Here is an 18,802-nt window from a genome sequence, read left to right on the forward strand (position 1 = left end):
TTTTTCCCCCTTCCAGGAGGAAAGAACGAAGGGGGGGGGGGGTGGGGTTTTTCTTCCCCCCCCCCCCCCGCCCCGTTGCCGTCCCCGTACCGTCCACGGGCCGCGACCGCGTCACCCACCGGGCCGTCGCAGACTCACGACCGGGCCGCGACCGGGCCGCGACCGGCACCGGATCACCGCCGGACCGTCGCCGGCCCATGAGAGGGCCACGGCCGATCACGGCCGGACCGCGAGCGGGCGGCCGTCCGATCAACGACCGGACCACCCCCGGACCACCCCCGGACCACCCCCGGACCACCCCCGGGCCGCCGCCGGGCCGCCCTCCTCGCCCGTGATCCGGTGCCGGACGTCGAGGCCGCGCCCGCCGGAAGGTAGCGTTCAGGCTGCAGGACGGGGCAGCGCCCGCCCGTGACATCGCAAGGAGCCCTTCCCGTGGTGCAGGACAAGACGGCCGGCCCGGTGCCGGGGACGTCCGCGCAGGACGCCCCCCCGACCGGCCCCCCGCCCGGATTTCCGGGCCGTGGGGCCGCCGGTGCCGGTCCCCGGGCCTCCCGGTCGGCGCTGTCGGCGCTGTCGGCGCTGCCGGCCAGGATCGCCTCGGCGGTGGCCGGCGGCCTGCTGGTGTTCTGGGCCTTCCCGCCCTCCGGCCTGTGGTTCCTGGCGCCGCCCGGCATGGCCGCGATCGTCCTGGCCGTGCACGGCGTCCGCCCACGCCGCGGCGCCTGGCTGGGCCTGCTCGCGGGCCTCGCCCTGCTGCTGCCCGCCCTGGCATGGGTGAGCCCGATCGGTGCGGACGCCTGGCTGGGCCTGGTGGCCATCGAGAGCGCCTTCTACGCCGCCTGGGGGGCGACGGCCGCCCTGGTGTCCCGGTTGCGCCTGTGGCCGTTGTGGAGCGCCGCGCTCTGGGTGGCGGCCGAGTGGGCGCGGGGACAGGTCCCCTTCGGCGGCTTCCCCTGGGCCCGGGTCGCCTTCGGCCAGGGCCACTCGCCCTTCACCCCGTACGCGGCGCTCGGCGGGGCGCCGCTGGTGAGCTTCGCGGTGGCCCTGTGCGGCGGCCTGATCGCCCTGGCGGTCCTGCGGGCCATCGCCGCCCGGCGCGGCGTCCCGTCCGCGTCGTCCGTGCCGCCCTCGGACCGGTCGCCGGTCTCGTCCTCGGCGCCGGCCCCGGCCGCGCGGTCGGTGCTCCCGCTGGTGCTTCCGCTGGTGGGGGCGCTGGCCGTGCCGGTGGTGGCCCTGGCCGTGCCCCGGTACGGCGACGAGGGGCGCAGCGTGACCGTCGGCGTCATCCAGGGCAACGTCCCCGGCCGGGGCATGCACCCGCTGGGCGACGAGCCCGCCGTGGTGCTCCGCAACCACACCCGGCTGCTGCACCGGATGGCCGACGACGTGCGCCGGGGGCGGGTGCCCCGCCCCGACCTGGTGGTGCTCCCGGAGAACTCCACCGACATCGACCCGCTGCGCAACGCGTTCGCCCGCGACGAGATCGACGCGGCGGTCCGGGACGTCGGGGTGCCCGTCCTGGTCGGCGCCGTGGTCGGCGTGGGAGTGAACGAGCGCGCCACCCGCAGCCTGGTCTGGGACCCGGTGACCGGGCCCGGCGCCCACTACGACAAGCAGCGCCTGGTGCCCTTCGGGGAGTTCACCCCGCTCAAGGAGCTGGTGCTGGCCCTGTTCGAGCGGGCCTCCCTGGTCGGCAAGCAGTCGGTGGCGGGCACCCGGGACGGGGACCTGAGGATGGGCCCGGTGACGGTCGGCGCGATCAACTGCTACGAGGTGGCCTACGACGACGTCGTGAACCGCACCGTCAGGACGGGTGCCACGCCGCTGGTGGTGCAGACCAACAACGCCACCTACGCGCTCACGAACCTGCCGCCGCAGCAACTGGCCATGTCCCAGTTGCGCGCAGTGGAGCACAATCGGGCGGTGATCACTTCCGCAATTACGGGTATATCGGCATATGTGACCCCCGATGGCTCGATAGCCTGGCGCACCGAGGAACTGGTGCCCGCGACGAACGTGTTGACGGTCCCTGTCAGGACCGCGCGGACCGTCGCCACCCGCGTGGGCGCGCTGCCCGAGTGGGCCCTGATACTTGTGGGGGCCGGCGCGGTGGCCGTCGCGACGACCACCGGGCGGCGCCGGACGGGCACCGCGGCACGGGCCGTGGGACGGCAGGACGATCGTCAGGTGGGAGACGCGTGATGGAGCGGATGCTTGGCCGGGTGCTCGTCGTCGTCCCGACGTACAACGAGCGGGAGAACCTGCCGCTGATCGTCCGGCGCCTGCGCGAGGCCGTGCCCGAGGCCCACCTCCTGATCGCCGACGACGACAGCCCCGACGGCACCGGGGCGATCGCCGACAAGCTGGCCGCCGACGACGAGCTGGTCCACGTGATGCACCGTCCCGGCGGCAAGCAGGGGCTGGGCTCGGCCTACATCGCGGGCTTCCGCTGGGGCCTGGCGGAGGGGTTCGGCGTCCTGGTGGAGATGGACGCCGACGGCTCCCATCCTCCCGAGTCGCTCCCCGCCCTGCTGAAGGCGCTGGACCGCGGGGCCGACCTGGCGATCGGGTCCCGGTGGGTGCCCGGCGGGAAGGTGGTCAACTGGCCCGCCTCACGCCAGTTCCTCTCGCGCGGCGCCAACATGTACAGCCGCCTCGCCCTCGGCCTGCCGGTCCGCGACGCCACCGCGGGCTTCCGCGCCTACCGGGCCTCCACCCTGGAGAAGATCGGCCTGGACGACGTGCAGTCGCAGGGCTACTGCTTCCAGGTGGACCTGACCCTGCGCACCGCCCGCCACGGGCTGCGGATCAAGGAGGTCCCGATCACGTTCGTGGAGCGCGCCGTCGGGGCCAGCAAGATGAGCCGCGCCATCATCCTGGAGGCGCTGTGGCGGGTCACCGTGTGGGGGGTCGCGGGCCTGCCCGCCCGCGTCCGGCGCCGCCTCGGCCGTGGACGCTGATCGTCGTGCCGCCGGCGGGGACGTCCACGCTGAGCGAACGCGGAACGCGCCGCCCTCCTCGGGCGTTGTCATGTCGTACGGCTGTCGCGTGAGTTGAGGCGAAGATGCGCTTAGTGCTGTTCCTGACCTTCCTCGTGGTGCCGCTCCTCGAGATATTCGTCCTCATCCAGGTGGGGCAGGTCATCGGGGGCTGGCCGACGGTGGCCATCCTGCTCGCCGACAGCCTGCTGGGCGCCTGGGTCGTGCGCCGCGAGGGCCGCCGCGCCTGGCGCAACCTCCAGGGCGCGCTGCAGAGCGGGCGGATGCCCGACCGCGAGCTCGCCGACGGCGCGCTGATCCTGGTGGGCGGCACGCTGCTGCTGACCCCGGGGTTCCTCACCGACGTCCTCGGGTTCCTGTGCCTGCTGCCGTTCACCCGGCCGACGGTGCGCCGGGCCGCGAACTGGTTCTTCACCCGCAGGGTCCGCACCATGGTCGCCAGGAGCGCGGCCGGGGTGGGCGGGCCGCTCGGCGGGCCGCTGGGCGACCCGTTCACCGGTCAGGGCTCGCCCTTCGACGGGCTGCGGGCCGGGCACGGGCGGGTCCCCGGGGCTCCCGGCCGGGCCCAGGGAGCGGGGCCGGTCGTCCACGGCGAGGTCATCCGCGACGAGCCCGACGGAGGCGTCAGCGGTCGCTGAGCGCGGCCAGCCTGCGCAGCGAGAGCCGGAACAGCGCCGCGTTGAGCGGTCCGATCACCCGCCAGCCGAGCCGCCCGGCCGCGCCGAACGGCACGTCGAGCTCCTCCTCCCAGACGATCGTGCTGCCGCCGCCCTCGCGGGGCAGCACCCGGAAGACCCCGGTGCCGCGTATCAGCCGTCCGGTGTGCCGGACCCCCACGCTCCTCGGCGGGTCCCATCGGGTGATCTCCATGGTGTCGAGGAAGCCGACCGGCCCCACCCCGGTGAAGGCGGCGAGCCTGCTCCCCGGGCTGCGGCCGTCCCCGGCCTCGACGCGCGCCCGGGTCAGCACCATCCACTCGTGGTGCCGGGGCCAGTCGGTCAGCACGGAGAACACCTGCTCGGGCCTGGCGTGGGCGTCGACGGAGACGCTGATTCGGGAACGGGTCACCCCCGGGTCCTTCCCCGTGATCGCCGGACGACTCCTCGTCGGCCGTGACGCGGGGCACGGTCCGGTATTTTGTACCGGCCCTGGACGGTCCGGGGGAGCGGAGGTGCCAGGTCCGGTGGGAACGTTCGCGGCGAGGAGCGGCCTGATCACGGTCACGGCCGTCGACTGGGACGACGACGCGGCCGTCGCGCTGCGGCAGGCCATGACCGAGGAGATGGACGCCCGCTACGCCGACCTGCTCGCCGTCCCCGGCCTGGTCCCCGAAGGGATGCACGTCACGCCCGACACGGTCGTCTACACCGGCGTCGCCCGCTCGGCCCGGGGCGTCCCGGTCGGGCACGTGGCGCTGCGCGCGCTCGGCGGGGAGCTGGAGCTCAAGCGGATGTTCGTGGTCCCTGCCGAGCGGGGCGGCGGGGTGGCACAGGCCCTGCTGGCCGCGGCCGAGGACGCGGCCCGCGCGCTGGGAGCGTCGCGGATCGTGCTGCAGACCGGCCCCCGCCAGCCGGACGCGGTGCGGATGTACCTGCGCGAGGGTTACACGCCCGTCCCGGTCTTTCCCCCCTACGAGGGGCTCCCGGGCTCGCACTGCTTCGAGAAGCCTTTGTGACCACCCGCCCGGCGCGTACGCGCGGGGAGGCCGTCGGGTCGCGCCCGCCGGGTGCGGGACGGTGAGCACGGCTGCGGACGGGAGAGGGCGGATAGGGCGGATAGGGCGGGGAGGGCGGGAAACGGGCTCGCCGGCCCGGCCGAGTGACTCGGCCGGACCGGCGAGGTGTTCCGCGGACGTCTAGGACGCCGCGTGCTGCGGAACGTCGACGTAGAGCTCGCCGAAGGTGATCGAGGGGGTGGACCCCGCGAAGTTCCTTTCGACCGCCGCTCTCTCCGCCGCGCTCGGGTTGGCGTTGGTGCAGGAGACGGGTGCGCTGGAACCGGACATCAGGTCCGAGCACAGACCGGTGCGCCGGTCCGGCAGGCCCAGGATGTGGCCGATCTCGTGCGTGGCGATCCGCAGCGGGAAGTACCCCTGCGAGGTCGCCTGCCGTCCCATCCAGATGGTTCCGCGACCCAGTCTGGTCGGCTGGGCGCGAGGCCAGCCGTTGTCGGCGAGCACCACGAAGTCCGCGGGGCTGCCGGCCACCAGTCGTACGTTGGAGACGCGGGAGTTCCAGACCTGTGCCGCCTGGTCCACGACCGACCGGAACTCCGCGGCCCTGCTGGCGTCGTACCTGAGCACACGGACCGCCGCCGTGCCGGCCTCCGCCTGGGCGGTGGCCGCCTGGGACGGGGCCGCCGTCAGCAGGAAGGCCAGGCCCAGGATGAAGGCGATACCGGAGCGAATGATCCTTGACATTTCTGGCGAGCCTCCTCGGCCATCGGGGGGTTGCTCACGGGGAGCAGCTGGTGAGGAGGGCGGATCAGCCGGTGACGAGCGTCAGCCCGTACGCCGAGAGGATCTCGTTGACCGGCTGGTGGTAGGTGGTGCCGCCGGAGGTGCAGTTGCCCGAACCGCCGGAGGTCACGCCCTGGGCCTGGCTGCCGGAGATGAACGAGCCGCCGGAGTCGCCCGGCTGGGCGCACGCGCTGGTGCGGGTCAGGCCGCTGACCGTGCCCTGCGGGTAGGTGACGCTGGCGTTGTGCTGCTGGATGACGCCGCAGCGCCAGCCGGTGGTGGAGCCGGAGCGGCAGATCGAGGCGCCGACCGAGGCCTGCGTGGAGCCGCGCACGGTGACGTTGGCGCCGCCGGAGCCGCGGACGTAGGGGGTCACGGTGTGGCCGGGGGTGGAGACCCAGGCGTAGTCGTTACCGGGGAACGACGAGCCCTGGAAGGTGCCGGACGGGTTGGTGGTGGTCGCGCCCCTCCTGCCGCAGTGACCGGCGGTCACGAAGCCGGGGGTGGTGCCCCGGCGCACCGAGAAGCCGATGCTGCAGCGGCTGCCGCCGATGTAGTAGGCGTTGCCACCGATGATGTTGATGTAGGCCTGGGGCTGCTCGGTGGTGTGCGCCACCTTGACGACGTTCTTGTCCACGCCCGCGGCGGCGACGAGGGCCTCGCCGGCCGCCTGGTCGTTCGCGAGGACCGAGACGCTGTTGGTCGTGACGTCCACGTACCACAGGGCGGCGCCGGCCTTGGCCTCCGCGGGCGCCTGGTCGAGCTTGTCCTTGACGGCGTTGAGGTCGGCGATGGACCGGCTGACGATCACGGGCTGGGCGCCCTTGGCCCTGATGGCGGCGGCCTCGGCCGCGTCGGTGGTGGCCACCGAGAGCTGGGAGGCGTCGCCGTTGAGCCAGGCGCCGGCGTAGCTGGCACCGAGCTGCTGGGTCAGCGCGGACTCGGAGGCCGCCGCACGCTGCTCGTTGGCGAGGCGCTGGACGGCCTGCTCGGCGGTGAGGCCGAGGTCGCGCTGGAGTGCCTCCAGCATCGCGTCCGGGGGCTTGGGGGCGGAGACGGCGGGTGCTGCGAAGGCGGGGGCCACGGTGGCGGCCAGGTACAGGGCCACGGTGGTGGCGCCGGCCAGGAAGGTACCTCGACGTAACATGCACACTCCTTGTGAGGGGTGATGTCAAGGTATTGGCCGGAGGCCCCCGGAGGGATCTCCCAAAGAATCCCTATCGCGATGTTATGGGGGGCATTGATCGGTTTATCGGTCTCGCAGGAGGCGCGGTGACAGGCTCGGCGGGGCTCGTGAGCAGGGCCTGCGGCCGGGCGCGGGTGACGGGGGTCAGCGGCCGGGGTCGTGGTCGTCGAAGAGGGAGGGGCCGCGGCCGTGCGCGGGGCGGGTGCGGTGCTCGGCCGGGCCGGCGGGGGAGGGGTCCGCGCCGGCGCGGTTGCGCCGCAGCTGGGCCTGGAGCTCCGCGTCCTCGCGCATCTCCTGCTCCGAGGGGGACAGGAAGATCGTCAGCAGCATGCCGAGGGTGAGCAGGCTGATCCCCACGAGCAGCGGCAGCATGAAGTCCATCCCCTCGGCGCCGCTCGTCGGCGCGGAGGTGCCGTGCACGCTGACGTCCAGGGCGAACATGCCGGTGTAGTGCATCCCGTTCACCGCGACGCCCATCAGCAGGGCGGCGCCCGTCGTGGCGGCGGCCCCGCGTACCCGCAGGCTGAACCACAGGGCCGTCGTCGCCGCGGCCACCGCGATGACCAGGGACAACGCGACCAGCAGGGGGTCGTAGGTCACGTGGGCGGACATGTTCATGGCCGCCATGCCCAGGTAGTGCATGCCCGCCACGCCGAGGCCGGTCAGCGTCCCGCCGGCGAGGAGCGCGCCGGTGCCGCTGTCGGGCCGGGAGACCAGGAAGAGGCCGGCGCCGACGACGACGACGGCGAGGAGCGCGGAGGCGACGGTCAGCGGGACGTCGTAGCGGATCGACGTCCCCTGGACGTCGAAGCCCATCATCGCTATGAAGTGCATCACCCAGATACCGGTGCCGCCGATGGACAGGGCCGCGCCGATGAGCCAGAGTGCGCGTGAGCCGCCCTGCGTCCCGCGGGCCCGTGCGGCGAGCAGCAGTCCCAGCAGCGAGCCGATGCTCGACATGATGTAGGAGGCGACCGGAGTGACGAGCCCGTAGGCGAAATGGTCGATGGGGGACATGACGGGCTCCTGGCGGAAGCGGAGTAATGGAACGTGCCAATACGGATCGGAGCCGACCGGCGCGTGTGGCGTCGATGGAGGTCTCCACATGTGATCGGCCGACCGGCCGGGGCAGTACGAGGAGTGCTCACCTTACAGTTGTCGCGTTCCGAAAGGCCATAATGGACTTATTAACAATGTCTTAACCGATCACTGTACGTATGTTCCGTTCACCCCATGTGAGACTCAGGAAGGAGGCGGGTCGATGGCCCCGCCCGCCGATCGAGGCCTGGAGGCACTGCCTCCGATATGGCCGGAAGATCGATATGAGGTCGTCTGCGAACGCGACGACCCGCCCGGCGCCACCCGTGACCGCTACCGCTTCCCGCAGTACGCGGTGCGTTCGGCCCGCGAGCTGGAGACGGCGGGACTCGCCAGGCGGGTGCGCGTGGTGAGGCTGACGGACGGGGTGGTGATCTACGACCGGGTCGAGGGCGTCGAGCTGTCCGCCGACCGCTGGTGACCCCCCGGTGCCCGTCCGGTGATCACTCGGTGTGCGCGCGGTGCCCGGCCGCCCGTCGCGGCCGGGGAAGGGGCTGCCCGGCGGCGAGCGGCGGCGAGTACTGTCGGACGGTGATGAGTCGCGACACGCGACGGATGAGCGCTGGGAGTTGCCGTGGGCGGATCCGTGCCGCGACCGAAGTCTGAGGGGTCCGGCGGACCGTTCGAAGGGCGGGCGAGGATGCTCGCGGGGCTGGCCGAGGCCAGCCACCTGAGCGCGCTGGAGCAGCTCCCCGGCCTCATCGCGGAACACGCCGCCTACGCCGGCCTGCGGGACGTGCTGATCTACCTGGCCGACCTCCAGCAGGAGGTGCTCCGGCTGGTGACCGGCAAGGGACTCGCCGCCGACGCCGACGCGGAGCCGGAGGCGGCCGAGCTGCGGATCGACGGGACGCTGGCCGGGCGCGCCTTCCAGGAGGTGCGCATGCTGGCCGGGCCGGGCTCCGGGAGCGAGGAGAACCGGTGGTGGGTGCCGCTGCTGGACGGCACCGAACGCCTCGGGGTGCTGCGGATCAGCGCCCCCCTGGGTGACGAGTGCGCCCAGGAGGACATGCGGCACCTGGCGTCGATGGCCGCGCTGCTGCTGGCCAGCAAACGCCAGCAGAGCGACTCCTACGCCCGGATGGTACGGACCCGGCCGATGAACGTCGCGGCCGAGATGCAGTGGAACCTGCTGCCGGCGCCGATCTTCGCCAACGACCAGGTGGTGATCGGGGCCGCGCTCGAACCGGCGTACGAGCTCGGCGGGGACGCCTTCGACTACGCGCTGGCCGGTGAGACCGTGCACCTGGCGGTCTTCGACGCGATGGGCCACGACGCCTCCGCCGGGCTGACCGCCAACCTCGCGGTCGCGGCCTGCCGCAACCACCGCCGCCAGGGGGCCGACCTGGTCGAGGTCAGCAAGGGCATCGAGAAGGTCCTGGTGGACGAGTTCGGGGCGGCCAACCGGTTCGCCACGGCCATCCTGGCCAGCCTGAACGTGCGGACCGGCGTGTTCACCTGGGTCAACCGCGGGCACCACCCGCCGGTGGTGATCAGGAACGGGCGCTGGGTCACCACCCTGCACTGCCCGCCCGCCCACCCGGTGGGCCTGGACCTCGACCTGCCCGTGACCCAGTGCAAGGAGCAGCTGGAGCCCGGCGACCGCGTGCTCATCTACACCGACGGCATGACCGAGGCCCGCAACCGGGACGGCGAGGAGTTCGGCCTGGAGCGTTTCATCGACTTCATCATCCGCTACAACGCCGACGGCCTGCCTGTGCCCGAGACCCTGCGCCGCCTGGTGCGCAACATCCTGAAATATCATGACGGGATGCTCCAGGACGACGCCACCGTGCTGCTGGTGGAGTGGCGCGGAGGGTCCCAGGACAGGCTGCACCTCTAGCGGGGGACGCGGGCCCGGCCGGGGGGCGGGCCGGTCAGGGGGGCGGGCCGGTCAGGGGGTGGCGGGCGCCGTGTAGGGGCTCTCGCCGTTCCTGATGGCCGCGAGCATCCGGTCCGTGTGCCCGCTCACGGACCGGTGCAGGCCGTGACCGAAACTCACCCGCGCCACCCCGAGATCCGCCAGCCCGGCCAGGGACGGCGTGCCGGGACGGAACAGGACGTTGACCGGCCCGTCGATCCGGCGGACCAGCTCGCGGATGATCCCCGCGTCGGCCGCGAAGATCGGGTAGACGCAGTCGGCGCCGGCCTCCAGGTAGAGGTTGCCCCGCCGCACCGCCTCCTCCAGCCGCTCCTCGTCGCCGCCGGTGCCGTTCAGGAAGACGTCGACCCGCGCGTTGATCACCAGGTCCGTCCCGGCGTCCACGGCCGCGGCCCGGACGGCCCGCAGGAGACCGGCCTGCTCGTCCGCGCCGACCGGGGCTCCGGTACGGGGGTCGGAGTCCTCCAGGTTGCAGCCGCAGGCCCCGGCGGCGGCGAGCCGCCCGGCCAGCTCGGCGGGCTCCAGCCGGTAGCCGCGTTCCATGTCGGCGGTGACGGGCAGGCTCACCGACCGGCTGATCCTGGCCACCGCGGCCAGCATCTCCCCGGCCGGCGTCTCCTCCCCGTCCTCGTACCCGAGCACCGAGGCGACCGCGGCGCTGCCGGTGGCGATCACCGGGAAGCCCGCGGCCTCGACGGCGCGGGCCGAGGCCGCGTCCCAGACGTTGGGCACCACCAGCGGGCGGCCCGGCACGTGCAGCGCGCGCAGCCGCGCGGCCTTTTCTCCGGCCGCCGGGGCGCCGCCGGTCTCGTCGTCGATCGAAACGGTCATGGAGAAGACCCTAGGCCAGGGGGACGGGCCGTTCTGAGAGCCAATTCCGCCCAAGTCGACCGGACCACTTCGCCCCGAGGCCCCGAGACCCCGAGGCCCCGAGGCCCCAGGCCCCAGGCCCGAGGACGCTGAGGGCCCAGACGGCGGGCGGTCCGGTCCGCGGGGCCGGTCACCCTTCGGGCGCCCTTACGGCGGACCGGTCAGCCTCGCGGGCGCCCGTACGGCGGACACGAAGAACCCCCCGCCCCGGGCAGGGGCGAGGGGTTCTTCGAGGCTCTCCGGGGCTCTCCGGGCGCGGTCAGGCGCTCTTGCGGCGCTGGGCGCGCAGGATCGCCAGGCGCTCGTTGAGCACCTCCTCCAGGTCCTCTATCGAGCGGCGCTCCAGCAACATGTCCCAGTGCGTCCGCGGGGGCTTGGCCTTCTTGGCCTCCGGCAGCTCGCCGTCCACCCGCAGGGCGGTCGCACCGCACATGCGGCACTCCCAGGTCGCCGGAATCTCGGCCTCGGCGGCGAGCGGAACGTCGAATCGATGGCCCTTCGGGCAGGTGTAGGACACCTCCTGGCGCGGGGCCAGATCGGTGTTGCGGTCGTTCTCGTAGCTGGTCGCCCCGAGCCGGGTACCGCGTAGCGCACGCTCGCCCATGTCTGAATGCCTCCTGAGGGCCCCGTCGTAGGGGTTCGTCTCCCACGGCGTACAACGCTTGATACCGTGTGTGGATTCCCACAGACGGGGTGATCCAATCGCACGTTCTTGACCCGGTCTGCGGAGAGCCCCCTCGGGGAGGCGTTCTCAGATGCGTTCCGGCACCTGGTTCCCGGCCGCCCTGATGGCCTTGGGCAGGTCGATCAGGGCGAGCAGCACCAGGCCGAGCACGAAGAAGATCACCAAAGAGATGATTCCCAGGCGGTAGCTGTCGGTCAGCTGGAGCGCCAGGCCGAGGGTGAACGAGCCGAGGAACGTCGCGCCCTTGTCGCTGATCTCGTACAGGCTGTAGTACTCCGCCTCCTTGCCCCGCGGGATCACGTGGGAGAACAGCGACCGCGACAGGGCCTGCGTGCCGCCCATCACGATCGCGATGGCGAAGCCCAGCCCGAAGAACGCCGCCGCCGATCCGCGGGGCAGGAAGTAGGCCACGGCCACCACGACGATCCAGGCCACCAGCGCCACCATCACGACCCGCTTGGCCCCGTAGGAGGCGGCGAGGCGGCCCAGCAGCAGCGCCCCGAAGAAGGCCACGAACTGCACCATCAGGATCGCCGCGATCCGCACCGTCTGGTCCAGCCCGAGCTCCTTGTCGGCGTAGGTGGCCGAGAAGGAGATGACGGTCTGCACGCCGTCGTTGTAGATCAGGTAGGCGACCAGGAAGCCCAGCGTCAGCGGGTAGCGCCGCAGCTCCCTGATCGTGCGGCCGAGCTGGCGGAGGCTGCCGGTCACGGCCCGGCCGGCCGTCTCGGTGCCGGGAGAGGCCACGTGCCGGTTGCGCAGCCGCAGCAGCGGGATGATCGTGAACCCGCCCCACCACAGGCCCGCGGACGCCAGGGCGATGCGCACGGCGTCGCCCTCGGTGACGCCGAAGGACTCGTGGTAGAGGAAGAGCCCCAGGTGGACGGCGAGCAGCAGGCCGCCGCCGAGGTAGCCGAACCCCCACCCCCGGGCGGAGACCCTGTCGCGCTCGTTCGCCGTGGCGATCTCCGGCAGGAACGAGTTGTAGATCACGAACGCGGCCGCGAAGGCGACGCTGGAGATCAGGAACAGCGCGCCGCCCAGCAGGTAGCGGTCGCCGGAGAGGAACCAGAAGCACAGGGTGGCGCCGGCGCCGAGGTAGGCGAACAGGCCCAGCAGTTCCTTCTTGCGGCCGGTGTGGTCGGCCAGCGCGCCCACGACGGGCATCAGGAGGATCTGCAGGATCGCCGCGACCCCCACCACGAAGGAGTAGTAGGCGCTGGGCCGCACGTCGAACCCGAGCACGTCCACGTACGGGCGCCCCTGGGCGGCGGTCTCGGCGATCGTCGTCAGGTACGGGCCCAGGAAGACCGTCAGGACGGTGGTCGGGAAGGCGGAGTTCGCCCAGTCGTAGAAGTACCAGCCGCGCTGCTCCCGGAGGCGGGAGGCCGGGGTCTCCTCGACGGCCTGTGCTGAGGTCATGGGGGGTCCTCGGTTCGCTGGGGGAGGGGGATCACGGAAGGAACGGGGACGGGCCGGTCACGCGGCCATGCGGCCGGGATGCCACTGGCCCCGGGAGCTCAGCACGTCGCGCAGCCCGGAGATGTTGTCGGTCATCAGGCCGTCCACGCCCAGGTCGAGCAGGCGCCGCATCACCGCGGTGTCGTTGACGGTCCACACGTGGACCTGCATGCCGAGCGCGTGCGCCGTGCGGATCAGGGCGGGCGTGGTGATCCGCAGGCCGCGGAACCCCACCGGGACCTGCGCGCACGGCATCCCGGCGCGGGCCAGGCGGGCGAGCAGGCGGCCGTACCCCGAGGTGGTGGCGGCGGCGCGCAGGGTCGCCACGCCGCGCGGTCCCAGTGAGGAGCACACGTCGCGGCCGACCGCGGCGCGGGCCCGCTGGAGCCGCTCCTCGGAGAAGGAGGTCAGGCAGATCCGGTCGTGGGAGGACGTCCTGCGGATCGCCTCGGCGAGCGGGGCGATGGCCGCCGCCTCCTTGACGTCGATGTTGAAGCGCGCCTCGGGCCACGAGCCCAGCAGGTCCTCCATCAGGGGGATCTCGTCCACGCCGCCGATCCGCGCCTGGCGCACCAGCCGGTACGGCAGCTCCGCGATCCGGCCCCTGCGGTCGGTCACCCGGTCCAGGGTGTGGTCGTGGAAGGCCAGGAGCACCCCGTCGGCGGTGGCGTGCGCGTCGGTCTCCAGGTACGTGTAACCGAGCCTGACGGCACGCTCGAAGGCGGCGAGGGTGTTCTCCCTGCCCTCGGCGGCCCCGCCCCGGTGGGCGAAGGCCAGCGGGCCGGGGTGTTCGAGGAAGGCGTAACGGCGTTGCACGTGCAGGAGTATGCCCCCTGCGGGCTGGGCGCGTCATCGCGCGCGGGTGAACGTTTGGGTCACGGGCTCCGGAACCGGACCCTGAAACCCCCTTTGCCCGGTCCTGACCGGAGCCGGGAATGAAGAGAGGATCTGGGCGTCCACGGCGGGCTCCGCCGTGGGCCCGTTGCGGTTTTCCGGGGGCGCGGCGACGCCGGAGCCGGGATCCGTGGGAACGGAGACCACGCATGAGCAGAGCACACGACCGGACGAGGATGGCGGGCACGGCGGGCTACTTCGACGACCGCCTCGGGGCCGGCAACTTCGTCAAGCGGAACATCCGGAAGGTCTTCCCCGACCACTGGTCGTTCCTGCTGGGCGAGATCCCGCTCTACTCGTTCATCATCCTGCTGCTGACCGGCACGTTCCTGACGTTCTTCTTCAAGGCCAGCATGCTGGAGATCCCCTACCAGGGGGCCTACGCCCCGCTGCGGGGCGTCATGATGTCCGAGGCGTACGCCTCGTCGCTGGAGATCAGCTTCAACGTGCGCGGCGGCCTGCTCATGCGCCAGATGCATCACTGGGCGGCCCTGCTGTTCATCGGCGGCATGATGATCCACATGCTCCGGGTCTACTTCACCGGGGCCTACCGCAAGCCGCGCGAGATCAACTGGCTGATCGGGGTGGCGCTGCTGGCGCTGTCGCTGTTCGAGGGCCTGACCGGCTACTCGCTGCTGGACGACCTGCTGTCCGGAGCGGGCCTGCGGATCACCACGGGCGTGGCGCAGTCGCTGCCGATCGTCGGCACCTGGCTCACGTTCCTCCTCACCGGCGGCGAGTTTCCCGGGGACGACATCATCGGCCGGTTCTACACGATCCACATCCTGCTGCTGCCAGGCGTCCTGCTGGCACTGATCACCGCGCACCTGATCCTGACGTGGGTGCTCAAGCACACCCAGATGCACGGCAAGGGCCGCACCAACGACAACGTGGTGGGCGGGCCGTTCCACCCGTCCTTCCTCGCCAAGTCGGGCGCGTACTTCATGTTCACCTTCGGGATCATCGCGCTGCTGGGGGCCTTCGCCCAGATCAACCCGGTCTGGCTGTTCGGGCCCTACCGCCCGTCCGACATCGGCGCCGGGTCCCAGCCCGACTTCTACCTGGCGTTCCTCGACGGGTCGCTCCGCCTGACACCCGGCTGGGAGATCAACTTCCTGGGCTACACACTGCCGATGAGCGTGATCCTGCCGGCGCTCGCCCCGATAGGCCTCATCCTGGCGGGCCTGGCCCTCTACCCCTTCGCCGAACGCTGGATCACCGGTGACGACCGCGAGCACCACATCGCCGAGCGTCCCCGCGACAACCCGCACCGCACCGCGATCGGCATGGCCGCGATCACCTTCTACGGCGTCCTGTGGCTGATGGCCTCCAACGACGTGATCTCCGCCTACTTCCGCCTCTCGCTGAACGTGATGATCGTCATCGGCCGGGGCCTGGTCTTCGTCGGCCCCGCCCTGGCGTACTACATCACCTACCGGATCTGCCTGGGCTTGCAGCGCAGGGACGCGGCGAGCCTGGGGCACGGCGTGGAGACGGGCGTGATCCAGCGCCTGCCCACGGGCGAGTACGTCGAGGTGCACGTCCCGCCCAACGAGGCCATCGAGGCCCGCATCCGGGGCAAGGAACCGATCCCGGTGATCAGCCCGGCCTCCGGGGTCACCGGGGAACGTCACGACGGCGCCTTGGGCGACGACGGCCAGGGGGTGCCGTCCGGTGAGGGACACGGCCGCATCGCCCGGCTCCGCGCCCTGATGAGCAGGACCTACGGCGGTGAGAAGGTCCCGCTGGACGGCGAGCGGGACGGCCACGACGGGAACGGCCACGGCACGCGGAAGGCCGGTACGCGGGAGATCGGCATGGGGAAGGACGGGGGCGGCGGGAACGCGGCCGTCGGCTCGGGCTCCGGGGAGGACCGGCCCCCGCCCGGCTGACCCTTCACGGCCGGGGCCCGGCGCCTCGACCGGGAACCGGGTCCCCGCAGAGGGGGGCGCGGCGGGGGCCGTTCGTGGCCGCGATCTCCCACCGGGAGCGGGTCTCACTCCTGCGGCGCCGCCCTGCCCGCCCACTCCTGGCGCCGGACCTCCGCCACCGCGATCGCCGCCGCGACCGCGACGTTGAACGAGCCGACCCGGCCGACCTGCGGGATGTAGCAGACGCCGTCGGCGGCCTCCAGCAGCGCGGGGGAGCAGCCGTGGTCCTCGCTGCCGACCACCAGGCAGACGTCGCCGCCGAGCTTCGCCTCGGACAGCGGGACCGCGTCACCGGTCAGCTCCACCGCGACCACGGTGAACCCGTCCTCCTTCGCGGCCCGTACGGCCTCCAGCACCGGGACCGGCTCCTCCCAGGCCACCAGGCGGTCGGTGCCCAGCGCGGTCTTCTGCGCCTTGGGGTTGGTCGGCGGGGTGGCGTTGCCCGCCAGCCAGATCCGCTCCACCCCGAAGGCCGCCGACGTGCGGAAGATGGAGCCGATGTTGAACGGGCCGGTCACCGACTCCACGATCAGCGCGAGCCGCCCCTCGGTGTTCCTCCGCCAGCCCCGGTTGAGGCGCTTGACATCGGTCGGGCGCAGCTGCCTGCGCGGGTTCGCCGTCATCGGTCGTCCACCGTTCCTCGTCGTTCCTCGTCGTCGCGCGGACGCCCCGCGCCCCGCCCATGATCGTCCCGCTCGCCGCCACCGGGCCCCGTCACGGCCGCGCTCCGGCCTCCACCCGGGCGTGCACCCGCAGGATCCGGTACGACGACCGGGAGGCCGCCCGCTCGGTGGGCCAGCCCCGCTCGTTCAGCCAGCGCTGCAGCGAGTCCGAGCCCAGGTGCTTCTGGACCACCAGGTGGGCGACACCGTCCGGGGTGAGGCGCGACAGCCAGTGGGTCAGCATCTCGTGCATGGCGGCCTTGCCGATCCGGATCGCCGGATTCGACCAGATGGCGGAGAACCGGACCTCGGGCGGGACCTCGTCGGCGTGCATGGACCTTACTTTGTCAAGGCCCACGGCCCGCGCGTTGCGCGCGCACAGGTCCACCGACCTGCGGTTGACGTCCACCGCCCAGACGGTCGCGCCGGGGGCACGCGAGGCCATGGTCAGCGCGATCGGCCCGTACCCGCAGCCCAGGTCGAGCAGGTCGCCCTCGGCGGGCGGCGCCGGGACGCTCTCCAGCAGGATCCGGGTGCCCTGGTCGACGCGCTCGGCCGAGAACACCCCGCTGTCGGTCTCCAGCCTCAGGTGAAGGTCGGGGAGCACGAGTGTGACCGAGCCGGGACGACCGGCGGTCTCGGGACGCTCCTCGAAGTAATGTTGTGCCACGGCGTAGAACGTTACCAACGGCCGGGAGCGGCTCAGGGCAGCCGCGACCCCAGCAGCAGGGCCGCCGCCGCGGTCACCAGCCCGGCCAGGATCGCCGCCACCACGAACCACTGGGTGATCTCCTGGCTGACCGTCCGGTACCCCAGCGAGGAGCCGATCTGCTCGTAGACCTCCTGCAGCTGGCTGCCCGACTCCGCCTCGTAGGCCCGGCCGCCCGTCCCGTCCGACAGGGTCTGCAGCGTGACCTTGTTCACCGGCACCTGCACGTCGCGGCCGTCGATCGAGACGGTCCCCTCCTGGGTGCCGTACGCGATCGTGGAGACCGGGACCCGCACGTTCTTCGCCGACTCGATGGCCTCGGCCACCGAGCGGCCCGAGGTGTTGTCCCCGTCGGAGAGCAGCACGATAGCGGCGGGCGGCGGGTCGGTCACCGCCTGCTGGTCGAAGGAGCGCAGCGACTCCAGGGAGCTGAACACCGCCTCGCCGATCGCGGTGCCCGCCCGGGTGCCCAGGTTGCCGATGGAGGTCACCACCGCCTGGTGGTCGGTGGTGGGGGAGACCACGACCGAGGAGGAACGGGCGAACGCGACCAGCCCGACGTTGAAGCGCTCCGGCAGGTCGGAGACGAACTTCTGCGCCGCCTCCTTGGCGGCGGTGATCCGGTTCGGCCGGACGTCGTCGGCCTCCATGGACAGCGAGACGTCCAGCGCGATGATGATCGTCGCGCGGTCGCGGGGGACCCGCACCGAGTCGGCGGGACGGGCCGCGCCCACGATCAGCAGGGTCATCATGACCAGGAACAGCGCGGGCGCCACGTGCCGCCGCCGGCCCGGCCCCGACGGGGCCACCAGGTCCAGCAGCGGCAGGTTGGTGAAGCGCAGCGCGTAGCGGCGCCGGGCGAACTGGGCCGCCACGTACCCGGCCACGAGCAGGGCCAGCGCGGCGAACAGCCAGAGCCATACCGGAGAGAGAAAGGTCACCGTGTCGCTCCCGACCTCGGAGGCCGATGGGTCACGTGCGCCATGCGCCGCTGCCGCAGGACGAACTGGGCGATGTCGAAGACCCAGTCGCGGTCGGTGCGCAGCACCAGGTGGGCCACCCCGCAGCGGCGCAGCGCCACCTGGTTGGCCATGCGCTGCGTGGCGGCGGCCTCCGCGTACGCCCTGCGGATCCTGGGGGTGAGCCGCACCTGGCGGCTCCGCCCGGACTCCGGGTCGGTCAGGGTGACCAGGCCCACCGCGGGCAGTTCCAGCTCGCGCGGGTCGATCACCTCGACGGCCAGCACCTGGTGGTGGGCGGCCAGCCGGCGGATCGGCCGTTCCCAGGGCATCTCCAGGGTCGGATCCAGGGTGGGCTCGGCGTCGAGGAAGTCGGAGACGATCACCCGCAGGCCGCGCCGGCGCCGCGCCGAGGCCAGCACCTCGATCCCCTCGGCCAGGTCGGGGGCACCCGCCACGGCCCGGCCCCTGGGAGCCTCCATCAGCGAGTGCAGCAGGCCGTACAGGGCCGGGCGCCCGCCCCTGGCGGGCATGCGGTGGATGTACTCGTCGTGCAGGACGTAGGCGCCGAAGCGGTTGCCGATCCGGCCCGCCAGGAAGCCGATCGCCCCGACCGCGGCCACCGCCAGGTCGCGCTTCTCCATGCCCGAGGTGCCGAAGTCCATGCTGGGCGACAGGTCGGCCAGCGCCCAGGTCTCCAGCTCCCGGTCGGCGATCAGGTCCCGCACGTGCGGGACGGTCGTCCGGGCGGTCACCGCCCAGTCCATCCGCCGGATGTCGTCCTCCCCGGGCACGTACCCCCGGCTGTCGCCGAACTCGCTCCCCGGGCCCGGCAGGAGCCCCTGGTGGGAGCCCTGCAGCAGGCCGTCCAGACGGCGGACGATGGTGAGCTCCAGGCGCCTCAGGGCGTGTTCTGTGCCTATTGCGCCGCTTCGCGGCGCGGTGAGGCCGCTTGGATCCGGCTCCTTCCCTCGTCGGGAGGGATCGCTCGTTCCTCGCGACCCCTCC

The 18,802-nt window shown here is 72.7% G+C and carries 18 protein-coding genes and 1 pseudogene; 7 read left to right on the forward strand and 12 right to left on the reverse strand.

The annotated features are described in order from the left end of the window. Positions 1 to 432: 432 nt before the first annotated feature. The 3 genes from lnt to ACZ6RT_RS03005 all read left to right on the forward strand — a co-directional run bounded on the left by lnt (position 433) and on the right by ACZ6RT_RS03005 (position 3,637). Positions 433 to 2,202, forward strand: coding sequence for an apolipoprotein N-acyltransferase (lnt, locus tag ACZ6RT_RS02995; RefSeq protein WP_470152059.1), 1,770 nt, complete (start codon positions 433 to 435; stop codon positions 2,200 to 2,202). Next, entirely contained in the window at positions 2,202 to 2,960 is a 759-nt protein-coding gene (locus ACZ6RT_RS03000) for a polyprenol monophosphomannose synthase (protein ID WP_399188723.1), read from the forward strand. Before lnt ends, ACZ6RT_RS03000 begins: the two co-directional genes overlap by 1 nt. A gap of 104 nt (positions 2,961 to 3,064) precedes the next feature. Beyond that, entirely contained in the window at positions 3,065 to 3,637 is a 573-nt protein-coding gene (locus tag ACZ6RT_RS03005) for an FxsA family protein (protein ID WP_399188725.1), read from the forward strand. On the opposite strand, the gene ACZ6RT_RS03010 is transcribed toward ACZ6RT_RS03005, so the two are convergent. Further along, positions 3,624 to 4,067 (reverse strand): SRPBCC family protein, encoded by a 444-nt coding sequence (locus ACZ6RT_RS03010; RefSeq protein ID WP_399188727.1) that lies wholly within the window; start codon positions 4,065 to 4,067, stop codon positions 3,624 to 3,626. The genes ACZ6RT_RS03005 and ACZ6RT_RS03010 overlap by 14 nt on opposite strands. A 115-nt stretch (positions 4,068 to 4,182) precedes the next feature. On the opposite strand from ACZ6RT_RS03010, the gene ACZ6RT_RS03015 reads away from it, so the two are divergent. After that, positions 4,183 to 4,674 (forward strand): GNAT family N-acetyltransferase, encoded by a 492-nt coding sequence (locus tag ACZ6RT_RS03015; RefSeq protein WP_399188729.1) that lies wholly within the window; start codon positions 4,183 to 4,185, stop codon positions 4,672 to 4,674. 180 nt (positions 4,675 to 4,854) lie between these two features. Here ACZ6RT_RS03015 and ACZ6RT_RS03020 read toward each other — a convergent pair whose 3' ends face one another. The 3 genes from ACZ6RT_RS03020 to ACZ6RT_RS03030 form a co-directional block, all read right to left on the reverse strand. Next, positions 4,855 to 5,418 (reverse strand): snapalysin family zinc-dependent metalloprotease, encoded by a 564-nt coding sequence (locus ACZ6RT_RS03020; RefSeq protein WP_470152060.1) that lies wholly within the window; start codon positions 5,416 to 5,418, stop codon positions 4,855 to 4,857. Between the two features lie 64 nt (positions 5,419 to 5,482). Further along, complete coding sequence (locus tag ACZ6RT_RS03025) at positions 5,483 to 6,604, reverse strand: S1 family peptidase (RefSeq protein WP_470152061.1); 1,122 nt, start codon at positions 6,602 to 6,604, stop codon at positions 5,483 to 5,485. A gap of 183 nt (positions 6,605 to 6,787) precedes the next feature. Beyond that, entirely contained in the window at positions 6,788 to 7,660 is an 873-nt protein-coding gene (locus ACZ6RT_RS03030) for an MHYT domain-containing protein (RefSeq protein ID WP_399188734.1), read from the reverse strand. Between the two features lie 244 nt (positions 7,661 to 7,904). Between ACZ6RT_RS03030 and ACZ6RT_RS03035 the strand changes: the two genes are divergently transcribed. Both ACZ6RT_RS03035 and ACZ6RT_RS03040 read left to right on the forward strand, forming a co-directional pair. Continuing rightward, the gene (locus tag ACZ6RT_RS03035) at positions 7,905 to 8,162 is read left to right on the forward strand and encodes a hypothetical protein (RefSeq protein WP_362806557.1); all 258 of its coding nucleotides are present in this window, start codon (positions 7,905 to 7,907) and stop codon (positions 8,160 to 8,162) included. A 219-nt stretch (positions 8,163 to 8,381) separates the two neighbouring features. Then, positions 8,382 to 9,584 carry a PP2C family protein-serine/threonine phosphatase gene (locus ACZ6RT_RS03040; protein WP_399188737.1) on the forward strand — a complete coding sequence of 401 codons (1,203 nt, stop codon included), beginning with the start codon at positions 8,382 to 8,384 and terminating at the stop codon, positions 9,582 to 9,584. Between the two features lie 51 nt (positions 9,585 to 9,635). On the opposite strand, the gene ACZ6RT_RS03045 is transcribed toward ACZ6RT_RS03040, so the two are convergent. The 4 genes and pseudogenes from ACZ6RT_RS03045 to ACZ6RT_RS03060 form a co-directional block, all read right to left on the reverse strand. Then, positions 9,636 to 10,454, reverse strand: coding sequence for an isocitrate lyase/phosphoenolpyruvate mutase family protein (locus tag ACZ6RT_RS03045; protein WP_399188740.1), 819 nt, complete (start codon positions 10,452 to 10,454; stop codon positions 9,636 to 9,638). Between the two features lie 298 nt (positions 10,455 to 10,752). Then, positions 10,753 to 11,097, reverse strand: coding sequence for an RNA polymerase-binding protein RbpA (locus ACZ6RT_RS03050; protein ID WP_344902851.1), 345 nt, complete (start codon positions 11,095 to 11,097; stop codon positions 10,753 to 10,755). 147 nt (positions 11,098 to 11,244) lie between these two features. After that, positions 11,245 to 12,615: pseudogene (locus ACZ6RT_RS03055) on the reverse strand (MFS transporter); the annotation flags it as partial. A 42-nt stretch (positions 12,616 to 12,657) separates the two neighbouring features. Next, complete coding sequence (locus tag ACZ6RT_RS03060) at positions 12,658 to 13,455, reverse strand: glycerophosphodiester phosphodiesterase family protein (protein WP_399188742.1); 798 nt, start codon at positions 13,453 to 13,455, stop codon at positions 12,658 to 12,660. A 227-nt stretch (positions 13,456 to 13,682) separates the two neighbouring features. Between ACZ6RT_RS03060 and qcrB the strand changes: the two genes are divergently transcribed. Further along, positions 13,683 to 15,425, forward strand: a complete 1,743-nt coding sequence (qcrB, locus tag ACZ6RT_RS03065; RefSeq protein ID WP_470152062.1) for a cytochrome bc1 complex cytochrome b subunit — start codon at positions 13,683 to 13,685, stop codon at positions 15,423 to 15,425. 104 nt (positions 15,426 to 15,529) lie between these two features. Here the strand turns inward: qcrB and ACZ6RT_RS03070 are convergent, their stop codons facing one another. The 4 genes from ACZ6RT_RS03070 to ACZ6RT_RS03085 all read right to left on the reverse strand — a co-directional run bounded on the left by ACZ6RT_RS03070 (position 15,530) and on the right by ACZ6RT_RS03085 (position 18,717). Beyond that, the gene (locus tag ACZ6RT_RS03070; protein WP_399188746.1) at positions 15,530 to 16,087 is read right to left on the reverse strand and encodes a TrmH family RNA methyltransferase; all 558 of its coding nucleotides are present in this window, start codon (positions 16,085 to 16,087) and stop codon (positions 15,530 to 15,532) included. A 91-nt stretch (positions 16,088 to 16,178) separates the two neighbouring features. Then, on the reverse strand, positions 16,179 to 16,796 hold the full coding sequence (locus tag ACZ6RT_RS03075; RefSeq protein ID WP_470152063.1) for a class I SAM-dependent methyltransferase: 618 nt from the start codon (positions 16,794 to 16,796) through the stop codon (positions 16,179 to 16,181). Between the two features lie 32 nt (positions 16,797 to 16,828). Further along, positions 16,829 to 17,776, reverse strand: a complete 948-nt coding sequence (locus ACZ6RT_RS03080) for a VWA domain-containing protein (RefSeq protein ID WP_399188750.1) — start codon at positions 17,774 to 17,776, stop codon at positions 16,829 to 16,831. Further along, positions 17,773 to 18,717: a DUF58 domain-containing protein gene (locus ACZ6RT_RS03085; RefSeq protein WP_470152126.1), complete on the reverse strand. Its 945-nt coding sequence runs from the start codon at positions 18,715 to 18,717 to the stop codon at positions 17,773 to 17,775. The genes ACZ6RT_RS03080 and ACZ6RT_RS03085 overlap by 4 nt, the downstream gene beginning before the upstream one ends. Between the last annotated feature and the right edge of the window lie 85 nt (positions 18,718 to 18,802).

The sequence above is a fragment of the Streptosporangium sp. NPDC050148 genome, from assembly GCF_055586505.1.

Coding starts and splice junctions, on each gene's coding strand:
- ACZ6RT_RS03025 (WP_470152061.1), bottom strand. CDS start 6,604: ATGTTACGTCGAGGTACCTTCCTGGCCGGCGCCACCACCGTGGCCCTG.
- ACZ6RT_RS03030 (WP_399188734.1), bottom strand. CDS start 7,660: ATGTCCCCCATCGACCATTTCGCCTACGGGCTCGTCACTCCGGTCGCC.
- ACZ6RT_RS03000 (WP_399188723.1), top strand. CDS start 2,202: ATGGAGCGGATGCTTGGCCGGGTGCTCGTCGTCGTCCCGACGTACAAC.
- ACZ6RT_RS03040 (WP_399188737.1), top strand. CDS start 8,382: ATGCTCGCGGGGCTGGCCGAGGCCAGCCACCTGAGCGCGCTGGAGCAG.
- ACZ6RT_RS03035 (WP_362806557.1), top strand. CDS start 7,905: ATGGCCCCGCCCGCCGATCGAGGCCTGGAGGCACTGCCTCCGATATGG.
- ACZ6RT_RS03005 (WP_399188725.1), top strand. CDS start 3,065: ATGCGCTTAGTGCTGTTCCTGACCTTCCTCGTGGTGCCGCTCCTCGAG.
- ACZ6RT_RS03020 (WP_470152060.1), bottom strand. CDS start 5,418: ATGTCAAGGATCATTCGCTCCGGTATCGCCTTCATCCTGGGCCTGGCC.
- ACZ6RT_RS03050 (WP_344902851.1), bottom strand. CDS start 11,097: ATGGGCGAGCGTGCGCTACGCGGTACCCGGCTCGGGGCGACCAGCTAC.
- ACZ6RT_RS03045 (WP_399188740.1), bottom strand. CDS start 10,454: ATGACCGTTTCGATCGACGACGAGACCGGCGGCGCCCCGGCGGCCGGA.
- ACZ6RT_RS03070 (WP_399188746.1), bottom strand. CDS start 16,087: ATGACGGCGAACCCGCGCAGGCAGCTGCGCCCGACCGATGTCAAGCGC.
- qcrB (WP_470152062.1), top strand. CDS start 13,683: ATGAGCAGAGCACACGACCGGACGAGGATGGCGGGCACGGCGGGCTAC.